Below are 13,550 nucleotides of genomic sequence, written 5' to 3' on the forward strand. Positions count from 1 at the left end.
GTCGGGCGCGGCCGTAACGACCAGGAAATACAGGTGAACCCGGACCGACATCCCGGCCCGGCAGTGTCGGCGGGCAGGCATGGACGAGCCAGGCAGGGATGAGCACGGCATGGACGATCAGGGCTTGGGCGAGCAGCAGGGCGCGGGCGAGCGGGGCGTGGGCGAGCAGCAGGTCGCCGGCGGACAGGGCGCGAGCCGGCAGCACGCGGGCGGGGAGCTCGCGGGCGAGCACGCCGTCGGCGGACAGGGCGCGAGTGAGCAGGTCGCCGGCGGACAGGGCGCCGGCGGTCAGCACGCGGGCGAGCAAGCCGCGGGCGAGCCGGTGGCGGGGGCCCCTGGCGCGGGCGAGCAGGGTCCGCTCGCGGGCTTCACCGTCGGCGTCACCGCCGCCCGGCGCGCCGACGAGCTCATCGCGCTGCTGCGCCGCCGCGGCGCGGCCGTCGTCCACGGCCCCGCCCTGCGGATCGTGCCGCTCGCCGACGACACCGAGCTCCTCGCCGCCACCAAGGACCTCATCGACCACGCCCCGGACGTCGTCGTCGCCACCACGGCGATCGGCTTCCGCGGCTGGGTCGAGGCGGCCGACGGCTGGGGCTTCGGCGAGGCGCTCCTCGACCGGCTGCGCGGGGTCGAACTCCTCGCCCGCGGACCCAAGGTCAAGGGCGCGGTGCGGGCGGCCGGGCTCACCGAGACCTGGTCGCCGTCCTCCGAGTCGATGGCCGAGGTCCTCGACCGGCTGCTCGGCGAGGGCGTCGACGGGCGGCGCATCGCGCTCCAGCTGCACGGCGAGCCGCTGCCCGGCTTCGTCGAGGCGCTCACCGAGGGCGGCGCGGAGGTCGTGCCCGTACCCGTCTACCGCTGGATGCCGCCCGAGGACATCGGCCCGCTCGACCGGCTCCTCGACGCCACCGTGGCCCGCGCCCTCGACGCGGTGACCTTCACCAGCGCGCCGGCCGCCGCCTCGCTCATCGACCGGGCCCGCGCCCGCGGGCTGCTCGACGAGCTGGTGACGGCGCTGCGGCACGACGTGCTCGCGGTGTGCGTGGGCCCGGTGACCGCGCTGCCGCTGCAGGCCCTCGCCATCGACACCCACCAGCCCGAGCGCTTCCGGCTCGGCCCGCTCGTCCAGCTGCTCTGCCGCGAACTGCCCGCCCGCGCCCGGGTGTTGCCGGTCGCCGGCCACCGCGTCGAGATCCGCGGCCACGCCGTCCTCGTCGACGGCGCGCTGCGCCCGGTGCCGCCCGCCGGGATGGCCCTGCTCGGGCTGCTCGCCCGCCGCCCCGGCTGGGTCGTCGGCCGCGCCGAGCTGCTGCGCGCCCTGCCGGGCGCGGGCCGCGACGAGCACGCCGTGGAGACCGCGATGGCCCGGCTCCGTACCGCACTCGGCACGCCGAAGCTCATCCAGACCGTGGTCAAGCGGGGCTACCGGCTGGCGCTCGACCCGGCGGCCGACACCAAGTACGGGGCGGAGGAGGCCCGTTAGGGCGTCGCTTCGGCGCGCGCGGGCGTCTACGGTACGCGGATGAGCACCGTACGGATCAGACCCGCTGCCCCCGAGGCCCCCGCCGAAGCCGTCGCCCTCGCCGCGGCCGTGGCGCGCAACCGCGCGTACATGCGGCCCTGGGAGCCGTACCGCCCCGAGACGTACTACACCCCGGAGGGCCAGGCCGCCCGGCTCGGCGACGGCGCCCGTCGCTGGTTCGCGGTGGACGAACTCCCCGGTGGCGAGCGGATCGTGGGCGCGGCGATCCTCTCCGGGATCGTCCTCGGCCCGTTCCGCAGCGCCTCGCTCGGCTACTGGGTGGACCCGGAGTACGGGGGCCGGGGCCTGGCCACCGCGCTGACCGAGGAGGTCTGCCGGGCCGCCCGCGAGGAGCTCGGCCTGCACCGGATCGAGGCGTCCACCCTCCTCGACAACCACGCGTCCCAGCGGGTCCTCGCCAAGTGCGGCTTCGAGAAGATCGGCACCGCGCCCCGCTACCTGCACCTCGACGGCGCCTGGCGCGACTCCCACCTCTTCCAGCGGATCCTGCACGACGACCCGCCGCCGCGCGCGTAGGGCCTGTCCGGCGGTTCACGGCCCGGGGCCCTGTCCGGCGGTTCACGGCCGGGCGCGCGACTTCCCCAGGGCTTCGCCCGCGGGTGCTTCCGGCACGAGACCCGGCCCTGATCCGCCGTGCCCGCCCCGGTGCCCCGCCCCTGTTCCCGCCGCGGCCCCGGTCCCGGGCCACTCCCGCTCGGCGGCCGCCCCGTTCGCCCCGTCCGCTCTCTGCCCGGCACCGTGCCCGCGCCGCACCGGCCACCACATCCCGCGCCCCAACAGCGCCGCGGCCGACGGCACCAGCAGAAGGGACACGACGAAGGCCGAAAGCAGGATGCCCAGCGTCGTGGCGAAGCCGATCTGGCGGGTGGAGGGCTCCGCGTTCACGGTGAGGCTGCCGAAGGAGGCGGCGAGGACCACGCCCGCCGAGGCGATCGCCGGCGCCGTGTGCCGTACCGCGCGGGCCACGGCGGCGCGAGCCGTACCCGGCCGGTCCATCTCCTCGCGCAGCCGGTCGCTGATGAGGATGTTGTAGTCGGTGCCGAGGGCCACCACGAACAGGAACAGCACCAGCGGCAGGACGAAGTCCACCCCGGGCCGGCCGCCCAGGTGCTGGAAGACCAGGGTCGAGGCGCCGAGCGTCGCCGCGAAGCACAGCCCGACCGCGAGCATGAGCACGACGGGGGCCGGCACGCTCCGGAGCAGCACCAGCAGGATCAGCGCGATCAGTGCCGCCGCCACCGGGAAGATCCTCCGCAGGTCCTCGTCGACCGCCGCGGCCACGTCGGCGAACACGGCCGCCGTGCCACCCACATGAGCGGTCAGGCCGGCGGGCGTCGCCTTCCGTACGGCTTCGCGCACCGGGCCCGCCACCAGGTCGCGAGCGTCCCGGCTCTGCGCGTCCGCCGTCAGATAGGCGTCCAGGCGTGCGGCGCTCCGGTCGGCGTTGAACACGGGGGAGGCCACCTTGCCCACGCCCGCCACTCCGGCCAGCGCCCTCGGCAGGCCGCCCAGCGCGGCCGTGTCGAGTGCGCGGCCGTCCGCGGCGGTGACGTACACCGTCGTCGGGTCGGACACGCCTCGCGGCAGCGCGCGGGCGATCTCCTGCGCCGTCGCCGCGGCCGCCGTCCGGTTCGGGCCACCGCCGGTGCCGAAGTCCATGCGGACGCCCGTCGCACCGGCCGCGAGCACGCCCAGGAGGACGACCGAGGCCCCGAGCACCAGCAGCGGGCGGCGGGCCACCAGCTCCCCGGTACGGGCGGCCCATCCGGGCCGCTCGGCCCTCGTCAGGCTTCGCGACGGCCAGAACATCCGCCGCCCCGCCACCGCGAGCAGAGCCGGCATCAGAGTCAGGCTCGCGACCAGCATCACCAGCACCGAGACCGCCACCGACGGTCCGAGCACGCGGAACTGGCCGAACGTCGCCGTGCCCAGCGTGGCGAACGCGGCCACGATCGTCAGCGCGGCCGACGTCACCGCGGTGCCCACCCGGCCGGCCACCTGCGCGGCCACCACCCGGTGGTCCGCCTCCGGGTGCCGCCGCAGCTCCTCGCGGAAGCGGAACAGCAGGAACAGGAAGTAGTCGATGCCGATGCCGACCAGCACCGTCCCGATCAGGCTCGGAGTGCCCGGGTCGAGGTCGAAGCCGGTCAGCAGGGCGGCCGCCACGACCGTGCCGGCCGCCGCGCCGCCCACCACGGACACCGCGAACAGCGGGACGAACGCCGCCAGGACACTGCGGAACACCAGCACGTTGATCAGCACGATCAGCCCGACCATCACCAGCCCCACCACCGTCTGCGTGCTTCTCTCCGCGTCCGCGCGGTCCACCACGTCCGCCACGCCGCCGGTGAACCCGGTGCGCAGCCCGGCCTCGCCGAACTCCTCCTCGACGCGGTCGTGGAAGGCCCGGTACAGCGCGTGCATCCCCGGGTCGGTCACATTGCCCCGCAGCCGCGCGTCCAGCAGCGCGAACGAGCCGTCCGGCGCGGTCATGGCCGGCGCCACCCGCGGGACCTGGGAGTAGTCCTTGGACAGCCCCGGTATCTGCTCGTCGTACCGCGGCATCTCCACGCGCCGGGCGCTCAGTTCGCGCGCGACCTCGGCCACCCGGTGCCGGTCCGCGCCGGCCAGCGGCCCGCCGTCGCGCCGGGCCACCAGCACGGTCACCGCGGCGGCGTCCGGCTTCGCGCCGAACTCCTCTTCGGCGACCCGCAGCGCCGCGGCCGCGTCGTATTCCGCGGGCAGGAAACCGGCGCTGTCGGTCTGCGTCACACGGAAGACGAGCACCTGGCCCATGACGGCCACGAAGATGCCGATCACCGCCCACGAGGCGATCACCCGCCAGGGTCTGCGGGTCGAGAATCCGGTCAGGGCGCGGATCACGGAAGTCCTCCGGTACGAGTGCGAGTGCGAGTGCGAGTGCGAGGGAGACGCCTGCGAGAAGGCGGGCGCGGCGCCACCGGTCCGGGCGGCGCCGCGCACCGGGCGGTTCCCGGTGTCCGTCCAGGACATCAGCGGCGACCGGCCCGCACCTCGGCGCCCGGAACGAGAAACCGCCTGGGACCACGGCCCCGGCCGCCCCTCCCCTGGGAGCCTGCTCCCAGTCCCCGCTCACCCCTGCTCCCGACCCCGAGGCGCCCACCGCGCTGACACAATGACGGCCACGACGGACAAGCCGCAGCTCAGCAGGCCGCCGCGGCGATCCACGGGGAAGGGCACGGGGGACATGAAGGTGCACGCGGACGACCGCGAGCAGGTCCGCGGGACCGGCGGCGGCGCGGGCCCGCGCCGCCGGGGCTCCGGACCGTGGAGCCGGCACGACGGGCTCGTCGCCGCCGGCGCCGCCGCCGTCGACCTCGTCGGATTCACCGTCACCAGCCAGATGAACCAGGGCCACGTCCCGGTGGCCGGCTGTCTCGTCGTGGTCGCCTCCTCCCTGCTGCTGCTCGTCCGCCGCCGCGCACCGTTGTGCGCCCTGGCCGGAGTCCTGGCGACGAACCTGTCGCTCAACTGGTTCAGCGCCGTCGGCCAGCACTACGGCGCCGCCACCGTCGTCGCGCTCTTCACCGTCGTACGCCGGCGCCGGGCGGCCGTCGCGGCCGCCGCCGTCGCGGGCTGCGTCGCGGTGCTCCAGTTCGTACACCCGGCACTGCCCGCGCCCTCGCTGCTCGAACTCGCCGCCAACGCCTCGTCCGCGCTGTTCGTGTCCGGTGCCGCCGTCGCCGTCGACCGCTGGCAGCGGAACGCGGAGAACCACCGGCGGCTCCTCGCCGACCGGGCCGTCGCCGACGAACGGCGCCGCATCGCCCGCGAACTGCACGACATCGTCGCCCATCACCTCACCACCATGCAGCTGCTGGCCGGCGGCGCCCGCGCCAACCTCGACCGGTCACCGGAGACCGCCCGCGACGCCCTCGTCACCCTGGAAGGCTCCGGCCGCACCGCCCTGCGCGAAATGCGCCACCTGCTCGACGTGCTGCGTGCCGGCGACGAGAACGACGACGAGCGCGAGGCCACCGCGCCGCAACCCGGCATCGACGACCTCGACCGCATCGTCGAGGACAGCCGCCGCGCGGGTCTGCCGACCACCCTCACCACCGACGGCGACCCGCGGACCCTGCCGTCCAGCGTCTCCCTCGCCGTCTTCCGCATCGTCCAGGAAGCCCTCACCAACGCGCGCAAGCACGCGGGCCGGGGCACGAAGGTGGCCGTCCGCCTCACCTGCGCTCCCGACGAGGTGCGCGTCAGCGTCGCCGACGACGGCCCGGTGCCCGACCACCGCCACGCCGCACGCGCCCCCGGCTACGGCCTCCTGGGCATGCGCGAACGGGTCGCCCTGCACGGCGGCACCCTGCACGCCGGCCCCGGGGACGGCGGTTTCACCGTCCGCGCCAGCCTGCCCCTGCCCGACCACGATCACGACCAGCAGGCGTACACGTGACCCCACCCGTCAGGATCCTCATCGCCGACGACCAGGCCCTCGTCCGCCACGGCCTCGCCCTGATGCTCGCCCCGGAACCGGACTTCCAGGTCGTCGCCGAAGCCGCGGACGGCGCCGAGGCGGTACGCCTGGCCCACGAGCACCGGCCCGACGTGGTCATCATGGACATCCGCATGCCCGTCCTCGACGGCATCGCCGCCACCGCGCGCCTCGCCGCGGAACAGCCCGGCTGCCGCGTCCTCGCCCTGAGCACCTTCGACATGGACGAGCACGTCGTCGCCGCCCTGCGCGCCGGGGCCTGCGGCTTCCTGCCCAAGGACATCTCGCCCGAGGAACTCGTCGCCGCCCTGCGGGTGGTCCGCGACGGTGAGGCGATCCTCGCGCCCAGGCTCCTCACCCGTCTCATCTCCAGGCACGTCACCGCCGCCGAGCACCACGCAACACCCCCGGCGCCCTCCGGCACCGACGGACTCACACCGCGCGAGCGGGAGGTGTGGCGGCTGATCGCCACCGGCCTGGACAACACGGAGATCGCCGGCCGGCTCGGCGTCAGCGCCTCCACGGTGAAGAACCACATCACCGGCCTCTTCGCCAAGCTCTCCGTCCGCGACCGCGCCCAGGCGGTCATCGCCGCGTACGAGACGGGCCTGGTGACGGCTCGCCGGGCGCCGGACGGGCCTCAGGGCCCGTCCTAGGCGCCGGACGCGCGGGCGCGCAGCATCGGGGCGCGGGCGTGGGCCTTCTGGAGGCCCGGGCGGAAGATCATGATGATCAGCCGGGCGCCCGGTGCGGTGAGCGGCTGGGCGGCGCAGATCGTGACGTGGCCGCGGCCCAGGAGGGCGTGGTGGATGGGGCGTTCGTCGCCGTCCGGGTGGATGTGCGCGCCGCCCGCCTCCCACAGCGGGCCCAGCTCCGGGTCGGCCCGGACCTCCCGCTCGATCCGCGCCAGCGTCTCGTCGTCGCGGCGCGCGGCGATCGCCGCGTGCAGCTGGGGCAGGATCAGCGGGGCCCAGCCGTGCCGCCAGTCGATGAGGGTGGTGTCGCGGGCCTCCTTGTCGAGGAGCATCCAGCGCATGGTGTTCGCCGGGGCCCGGCCGCCCGGGTACATGTCGGCGAAGTGCCGGTTGTGCGCGAGGAGGTTCCAGGAGGCGTCGGTGACGTACGCCATGTGGGAGATGCCGTCCACGGCCTCCTGCCACACCCCGGGCACCTCCAGGCCGGAGGAGGCGTGCAGCGGCCCGGGCGGGTCGCCGATCCCCGCGTACCGGCACAGCGACACCCACTCCTGCTCGTTCAGGCCGAAGAGGCGGGCGACCTGGCGGAGGTAGTCGGCGGGCGGGTTCGGGTAGCGGCCGGTCTCCAGGCGGTTGTACGTGTCGACCGCGCGCAGCGTCAGCTCGTCGACCTGCTGCTGCGAGAGGCCGCGGGCGCGCCGGCCGCGGCCGGTCGGCCGGGAGAGGCCGTGCGCCTCGGGGGCGATCAGCTCGCGGCGCTCCTTGAGGAGGGCCCGTAGTGCCGTCTTGTTCACCACACCCCCTGTGCCTGTGCGTGTACGTTGCGCTTTGTGCCCTGTCCTGATTTTCCCGTGTGCGAATTCGTAGGAAAAACGGCTCGTAGATATTAAACCGTTCAACGTTCATGCTGGCGGTGCCTCGCGCTGACCTGCGAGGATCCCACGGACGACCGGACGGCAACCCCCCGAGCCGTTCGGTTTCCAGTCGGCCCGGGCGGCTCCCCCGTACGCCCGGGCCGACTTATTTTCGGCCGTTCCCGGCCCTCCTCGGCCACGGCCGGGCGCACGCCCCCTGGTCACTCCCGGCTCCCGGGAGCACTCTGATGACGAGTCCGACGACGAGCCCGGTGACGGGTCCGACGACGAGTCCGGCGACAGGTCCGGCGAGGCGGGAGGGGTGGCGTGGGCATGGCTTCTCGGGCGGCGGGTTTCGTGTCCGGACGGGTCTGCCTCGACCTCGCCGCCGAACCCCTCGACCGGCCCGAGACCCTCGCCCGCTTCCTGCGCACCGCCGGCCTCGTCCCGCCCGCCGTCCGCCTGCGCGCCCTCGACAACCGCTGGCTGCGCGCCTTCCGCGAACTGCGCGACTGCGTCGCCGACCTGGTCACCGCCCAGGTCGAGGGCCGCCCGGTCCGGCCCGCCGCACTGGAGCTGCTCAACGCGCTCGCCGCCGCGGCCGCGCCGCCCGCGCCCCGCGCCGTACCCACCCGTTCCGGCCGTCTCGTCCGCACCCTCAGCCGCGAACCCGACTGCCGCGCCCTGCTCGCCGCCGTCGCCCGCGACGCCGTCGACCTGCTCACCGACCCGGCCGCCCGGGCCCTGCTGCGCCGCTGCGAGGGCCCCGGCTGCCGCCGCTGCTACCTCGACACCTCGCGCGGCAGGCGCCGCCGCTGGTGCTCCAGCGAGGCGTGCGGCAACCGCGCCCGGGTCGCCCGGCACCGCGCCGCCCGTCTCGGGGACTGACCCGCGCGGCGGGCGGCCCGCCGAGAAGGGGCCCGCCCCTGACATATCGCCCCTGGGTGGCGTACGCTCGACGGCTGCCCAGTGCACGTCAGAAGGGGGCCCGAGGTGGCCGCGCAGGAAGCCGTCGACACGGTCAGAGACCGTGAGATCGGTGTCGAACAGGAACATCTGGATCAGGTCTACCGCCGCCTCGAGGAGAAGATCCACGAGGCCGAGTTCCTGATGACCGACGCCGCCAAGCGCGGCCAGGTCGGCACGCCCGGCGCCCTCGCCGAGCGCGACGCCCAGGTCTTCCGGGCCGGCATCCACCTCAACCGGCTCAACAACGAGTTCGAGGACTTCCTCTTCGGCCGGATCGACCTGCTCCACGGCAAGGACGGCAAGAAGGGCCCCGACGGCGCCTACACCTCCGTCGAGCCCGCCGACGACGCCGTGCGCCCCGACAACACCGCCGACATCGGCGAGACCCTGCACATCGGCCGCCTCGGCGTCCTCGACTCCGACTACGCCCCGCTCGTCATCGACTGGCGCGCCCCCGCCGCCGCCCCCTTCTACCGCTCGACGCCCGTGGACCCGGGCCGGGTGGTACGGCGCCGGGTCATCCGCTCCAAGGGCCGCAAGGTCCTCGGCGTCGAGGACGACCTGATGCGCCCCGAGCTGAAGGCCACGCTCGACGGGAGCGACCTGCCGGTCATCGGCGACGGCGCCCTCATGGCCGCGCTCGGCCGGGCCCGCAGCCACACCATGCGGGACATCGTCTCCAGCATCCAGGCCGAGCAGGACCTGGTCATCCGGGCGCCCGCCGCCTCCGTCACGTACGTCGAGGGCGGGCCGGGCACCGGCAAGACCGCCGTCGCCCTGCACCGCGCCGCCTACCTGCTCTACCAGGACCGGCGCCGCTACGCGGGCGGCATCCTGATCGTCTCGCCGACCCCGCTGCTCGTCTCGTACACCGAGGGCGTGCTGCCCTCGCTCGGCGAGGAGGGCCAGGTCGCCATCCGCGCGCTCGGCTCGCTGGTCGACGGCGCCGAGGCCGACGCGTACGACGAGCCCGCCGTCGCCCGGATCAAGGGCTCGTCGCGGATGCTCGCCGTCCTGCGCAAGGCCGCCCGCGGCGCCCTGGAGACGCCCGCGCCCAAGGCCCGGCCGGCCTCCCCGGCCTCCGACGGCGGGCAGCTCGCCTTCGGGGACGCCGAGGACGAGGCCCCCGAGGCACCGGCCCCGGCCGGCACGCCCACGCTGCTCCGCGTCGTCGCCTTCGGCCGCCGCCTGGAGCTGGAGGCCGACGAGCTCAGGCGCATCCGGCACAACGTGCTCGGCGGCACCGCGCCCGTCAACCTGCTGCGTCCGCGCGCCCGCCGGCTGCTCCTCGACGCGCTGTACGCCAAGTCCGGCGCCGCCGGCCGGCACAGCGACCCCGAGCTCGCCGCCGAGCTGCGCTCCTCCTTCGACGAGGACGTGTCCACCGAGGACTCCTTCCTCGGCTTCCTCGACGCCTGGTGGCCCGAGCTCACCCCGCGAGGGGTGCTCGACGCCATGGCCGACGAGAAGCGGCTCGGCCGCTGGGCGCGCCGGGTGCTCAACCCGGGCGAGGTGCGCCGCCTCGCGCGCTCGCTGCGCCGCCCCGGCCTGTCCGTGCACGACGTGGCGCTGCTCGACGAGCTGGCCACGCTCCTCGGCACGCCGGCCCGGCCGCGCAAGAAGCGCGAGTACGACCCGCTGGACCAGCTCACCGGCCTGGAGGAGCTGATGCCGGTACGGGAGGAGACGCAGCGCGAGCGGGCCGAGCGGCTCGCGGCCGAGCGCACCGAGTACGCCCACGTCATCGTCGACGAGGCCCAGGACCTCACGCCCATGCAGTGGCGCATGGTCGGCCGCCGCGGCCGGCACGCCACCTGGACGGTCGTCGGCGACCCGGCCCAGTCCTCCTGGTCCGACCCGGACGAGGCCGCGGCCTCGCGCGACGAGGCCCTCGGCACCCGGCCGCGCCGCCGCTTCGAGCTCACCGTGAACTACCGCAACCCGGCCGAGATCGCCGAGCTCGCCGCCAGGGTGCTCGCGCTCGCGATGCCCGGCAAGGAGGCGCCGAAGGCGGTGCGCTCCACGGGCGTCGAGCCCCGCTTCGTACCCGTGGCGGAGAAGGGCGAGCTGGCCGAAACCGTGCGGTCGGAGGCGGAGCGGCTGCTCGGCGAGGTCGACGGCACGGTCGGCGTGGTCGTCGCCATGGACCGGCGCAGGGAGGCGGCCGGCTGGCTCGCCGGCCTCGGCGACCGGGTGGTGGCGCTCGGCTCGCTGGAGGCGAAGGGCCTGGAGTACGACGCCACGGTGGTCGTCTCGCCCGCGGAGATCGCGGACGAGTCGCCGGCCGGCCTGCGGGTGCTCTACGTGGCCCTCACCCGGTCGACGCAGGCGCTGACGGTCATCTCGGGCGCCCGGGACCTGCCGGACGCGGACGGTGTGCCGGACCTCCTGCGGGACTGATTTCAAGTCATCCCGCGCCGGAGGAATCGCGTTCGCGGGTGGTTTGTTAGCCTTGTCGTGACACCGGCTCGATCCAAGCCCCCGGGCCCAACCTTCGTCCCTTAGAGGGACCACTTGCCGCGAGGCGAGCATGGCGGGTCGGTGTCATCTGCTTGCAGAGGTCCTCGTCGCCTTCGGGTGGCGGGGACCTCTTCCGTTTCCCGGGCGGCTTCCCGGCTTCCGGGGGTCGCTTACCGGGGCGGCCCTTCTGTTTCCCTGCCGTCTCTCGTATGGTGGAAACTACTTTCCGAAAACGAAAAGACCGTATTACCTGCTACCGGCAGGTAGGTGCGACGATCGGAGGGCGCCGCCGGGCAACCAGCCGGGCCGGCGTAGCAACGAAGCTAGGGAAAGAGGAACACGGCCATGGCAACGGCGCCCAGCGTCTCGTACTCGATGACGGTCCGGCTCGAGGTGCCCGCGAGCGGCACCGCGGTCTCCCAGCTCACCACGGCGGTCGAGTCCCACGGCGGTTCCGTCACCGGTCTCGACGTCACCGCCTCCGGTCACGAGAAGCTGCGCATCGACGTCACCATCGCCGCGACCTCCACCGCGCACGCCGAGGAGATCGTCGAGCAGCTGCGCGGCATCGAGGGCGTCGTCCTGGGCAAGGTCTCGGACCGTACGTTCCTGATGCACCTCGGCGGCAAGATCGAGATGGCGTCCAAGCACCCCATCCGCAACCGTGACGACCTGTCCATGATCTACACCCCCGGTGTGGCCCGGGTGTGCATGGCCATCGCCGAGAACCCCGAGGACGCCCGCCGCCTCACCATCAAGCGCAACTCCGTCGCAGTCGTGACGGACGGCTCCGCCGTCCTCGGCCTCGGCAACATCGGCCCCAAGGCCGCCCTGCCCGTCATGGAGGGCAAGGCGGCCCTCTTCAAGCGCTTCGCCGGCATCGACGCCTGGCCGATCTGCCTGGACACCCAGGACACCGACGCCATCGTCGAGATCGTCAAGGCCATCGCCCCCGGCTTCGCGGGCATCAACCTGGAGGACATCTCCGCGCCCCGCTGCTTCGAGATCGAGGCCCGGCTGCGCGAGGCCCTCGACATCCCGGTCTTCCACGACGACCAGCACGGCACCGCGATCGTCGTGCTCGCCGCGCTGACCAACGCGCTGCGCGTGGTCGGCAAGGGCATCGGGGACGTACGGGTCGTCATGTCCGGTGCGGGCGCCGCCGGTACGGCCATCCTGAAGCTGCTCATCGCGGCCGGCGTGAAGCACGCCGTCGTCGCCGACATCCACGGCGTCGTGCACGCGGGCCGCGAGGACCTGGTGGACGCCGCGGCCGGCACGCCGCTGCGCTGGATCGCCGACAACACCAACCCCGAGGGCGTCACCGGCACCCTCAAGGAGGCCGTCGTCGGCGCCGACGTCTTCATCGGCGTCTCCGCCCCGAACGTGCTCGGCGGCGAGGACGTGGCCGCGATGGCCGACGGCGCGATCGTGTTCGCGCTCGCGAACCCGGACCCCGAGGTGGACCCGGCGATCGCCCGCCAGACGGCCGCCGTCGTCGCCACGGGCCGCTCGGACTTCCCGAACCAGATCAACAACGTGCTGGTCTTCCCGGGCGTCTTCCGCGGTCTGCTCGACGCCCAGTCCCGCACGGTGAACACCGACATGATGCTGGCCGCGGCCACCGCGCTCGCCGACGTCGTCACCGAGGACGAGCTGAACCCGAACTACATCATCCCGTCGGTCTTCAACGACAAGGTCGCCGGCGCCGTCGCCGGCGCGGTCCGCAACGCGGCCAAGGCGGCGGGCGCCGGCGCGAACAACGGCGTCAACGGAGTCTGAGTCTCCCCGGGGTGCGGTGCCGCCGAGCGTGTCGCGGGTCGCCGCACCCCAAACCCGCCTTTAGGGTGGTAGTTCGGCTCCGCACCGTCCGCGCGGAGTCGACGCAACGTCACCAGTGCGGGGCCCTGGCGCTTTTCGTGTGACCCCGGAGGGTGCCGGATTGGCGTTCCCGCCGCTGGTGGGGGCAGGATGCGGTCTGGGCGCGAGGGTCCGGCACCAGACCCGGGTCCGGGGAGTGTCCGAGGGCCCTGGCAGCATCGGCTTCGCAGTGCCCATCATGCGGCCCCGCCGCGTGGCCCGCCTCACAGGCAACCCGCCTCACAGGCAAGAAGAAACACGGGAGTAAAGAAATGAACCGCAGTGAGCTGGTGGCCGCCCTGGCCGACCGCGCCGAGGTGACCCGCAAGGACGCCGACGCCGTGCTGGCCGCCTTCGCCGAGATCGCCGGCGAGATCGTCGCCAAGGGCGACGAGAAGGTCACCATCCCCGGCTTCCTGACCTTCGAGCGCACCCACCGTGCCGCTCGCACCGCGCGCAACCCGCAGACCGGCGACCCGATCAACATCCCGGCCGGCTACAGCGTGAAGGTCTCCGCGGGCTCCAAGCTCAAGGAAGCCGCCAAGGGCAAGTAAGGCCTGTAGGCAGCGCGCCGAGGCCGTAGAGGCGGCCTGAGGCAAGCAGAAGGGCGGCCACCCTGTCAGGGGGTGGCCGCCCTTTCGTTCGTCCGTCTGCGGGCCCTGGGGCCCGTCCGGCGGACGAGGGTCGGA

The 13,550-nt window shown here is 74.4% G+C and carries 10 protein-coding genes; 8 read left to right on the plus strand and 2 right to left on the minus strand.

Annotated features, from left to right (window positions below):
* The first annotated feature begins 109 nt into the window (after window positions 1-109).
* Both ACWEV0_RS03530 and ACWEV0_RS03535 read left to right on the plus strand, forming a co-directional pair.
* On the plus strand, window positions 110-1,483 hold the full coding sequence (locus ACWEV0_RS03530; RefSeq protein WP_453146085.1) for a uroporphyrinogen-III synthase: 1,374 nt from the start codon (window positions 110-112) through the stop codon (window positions 1,481-1,483).
* 39 nt (window positions 1,484-1,522) lie between these two features.
* Window positions 1,523-2,059 (plus strand): GNAT family N-acetyltransferase, encoded by a 537-nt coding sequence (locus tag ACWEV0_RS03535; RefSeq protein ID WP_453146087.1) that lies wholly within the window; start codon window positions 1,523-1,525, stop codon window positions 2,057-2,059.
* A 42-nt stretch (window positions 2,060-2,101) separates the two neighbouring features.
* Here the strand turns inward: ACWEV0_RS03535 and ACWEV0_RS03540 are convergent, their stop codons facing one another.
* The gene (locus tag ACWEV0_RS03540; RefSeq protein WP_453146089.1) at window positions 2,102-4,555 is read right to left on the minus strand and encodes an MMPL family transporter; all 2,454 of its coding nucleotides are present in this window, start codon (window positions 4,553-4,555) and stop codon (window positions 2,102-2,104) included.
* A gap of 142 nt (window positions 4,556-4,697) precedes the next feature.
* Here ACWEV0_RS03540 and ACWEV0_RS03545 point away from each other — a divergent pair, with 142 nt between their 5' ends.
* Complete coding sequence (locus ACWEV0_RS03545; protein WP_453146091.1) at window positions 4,698-5,984, plus strand: sensor histidine kinase; 1,287 nt, start codon at window positions 4,698-4,700, stop codon at window positions 5,982-5,984.
* Complete coding sequence (locus ACWEV0_RS03550) at window positions 5,981-6,679, plus strand: response regulator (protein WP_453146093.1); 699 nt, start codon at window positions 5,981-5,983, stop codon at window positions 6,677-6,679. The genes ACWEV0_RS03545 and ACWEV0_RS03550 overlap by 4 nt, the downstream gene beginning before the upstream one ends.
* On the opposite strand, the gene ACWEV0_RS03555 is transcribed toward ACWEV0_RS03550, so the two are convergent.
* Window positions 6,676-7,512: an MmyB family transcriptional regulator gene (locus ACWEV0_RS03555; RefSeq protein WP_453146095.1), complete on the minus strand. Its 837-nt coding sequence runs from the start codon at window positions 7,510-7,512 to the stop codon at window positions 6,676-6,678. The two genes, ACWEV0_RS03550 and ACWEV0_RS03555, sit on opposite strands and share 4 nt — an antisense overlap.
* Before the next feature lie 393 nt (window positions 7,513-7,905).
* Here ACWEV0_RS03555 and ACWEV0_RS03560 point away from each other — a divergent pair, with 393 nt between their 5' ends.
* The 4 genes from ACWEV0_RS03560 (at window position 7,906) to ACWEV0_RS03575 (ending at window position 13,415) form a co-directional block, all read left to right on the plus strand.
* Window positions 7,906-8,460 (plus strand): ABATE domain-containing protein, encoded by a 555-nt coding sequence (locus ACWEV0_RS03560; RefSeq protein ID WP_453146097.1) that lies wholly within the window; start codon window positions 7,906-7,908, stop codon window positions 8,458-8,460.
* A gap of 105 nt (window positions 8,461-8,565) precedes the next feature.
* Complete coding sequence (locus tag ACWEV0_RS03565; protein WP_453146099.1) at window positions 8,566-10,941, plus strand: HelD family protein; 2,376 nt, start codon at window positions 8,566-8,568, stop codon at window positions 10,939-10,941.
* Between the two features lie 405 nt (window positions 10,942-11,346).
* The gene (locus ACWEV0_RS03570; RefSeq protein WP_453146101.1) at window positions 11,347-12,783 is read left to right on the plus strand and encodes a malic enzyme-like NAD(P)-binding protein; all 1,437 of its coding nucleotides are present in this window, start codon (window positions 11,347-11,349) and stop codon (window positions 12,781-12,783) included.
* Between the two features lie 350 nt (window positions 12,784-13,133).
* Window positions 13,134-13,415 carry an HU family DNA-binding protein gene (locus ACWEV0_RS03575; protein ID WP_389218793.1) on the plus strand — a complete coding sequence of 94 codons (282 nt, stop codon included), beginning with the start codon at window positions 13,134-13,136 and terminating at the stop codon, window positions 13,413-13,415.
* The last annotated feature ends 135 nt before the right edge of the window (window positions 13,416-13,550 follow it).

The sequence above is a fragment of the Streptomyces sp. NPDC003943 genome (assembly GCF_053605265.1).

Bases quoted from the DNA above. Each gene is read 5' to 3' on its own strand.
- ACWEV0_RS03530 (WP_453146085.1), top strand. From the start codon at position 110: ATGGACGATCAGGGCTTGGGCGAGCAGCAGGGCGCGGGCGAGCGGGGC.
- ACWEV0_RS03535 (WP_453146087.1), top strand. From the start codon at position 1,523: ATGAGCACCGTACGGATCAGACCCGCTGCCCCCGAGGCCCCCGCCGAA.
- ACWEV0_RS03540 (WP_453146089.1), bottom strand. From the start codon at position 4,555: ATGTCCTGGACGGACACCGGGAACCGCCCGGTGCGCGGCGCCGCCCGG.
- ACWEV0_RS03545 (WP_453146091.1), top strand. From the start codon at position 4,698: ATGACGGCCACGACGGACAAGCCGCAGCTCAGCAGGCCGCCGCGGCGA.
- ACWEV0_RS03560 (WP_453146097.1), top strand. From the start codon at position 7,906: ATGGCTTCTCGGGCGGCGGGTTTCGTGTCCGGACGGGTCTGCCTCGAC.
- ACWEV0_RS03570 (WP_453146101.1), top strand. From the start codon at position 11,347: ATGGCAACGGCGCCCAGCGTCTCGTACTCGATGACGGTCCGGCTCGAG.
- ACWEV0_RS03575 (WP_389218793.1), top strand. From the start codon at position 13,134: ATGAACCGCAGTGAGCTGGTGGCCGCCCTGGCCGACCGCGCCGAGGTG.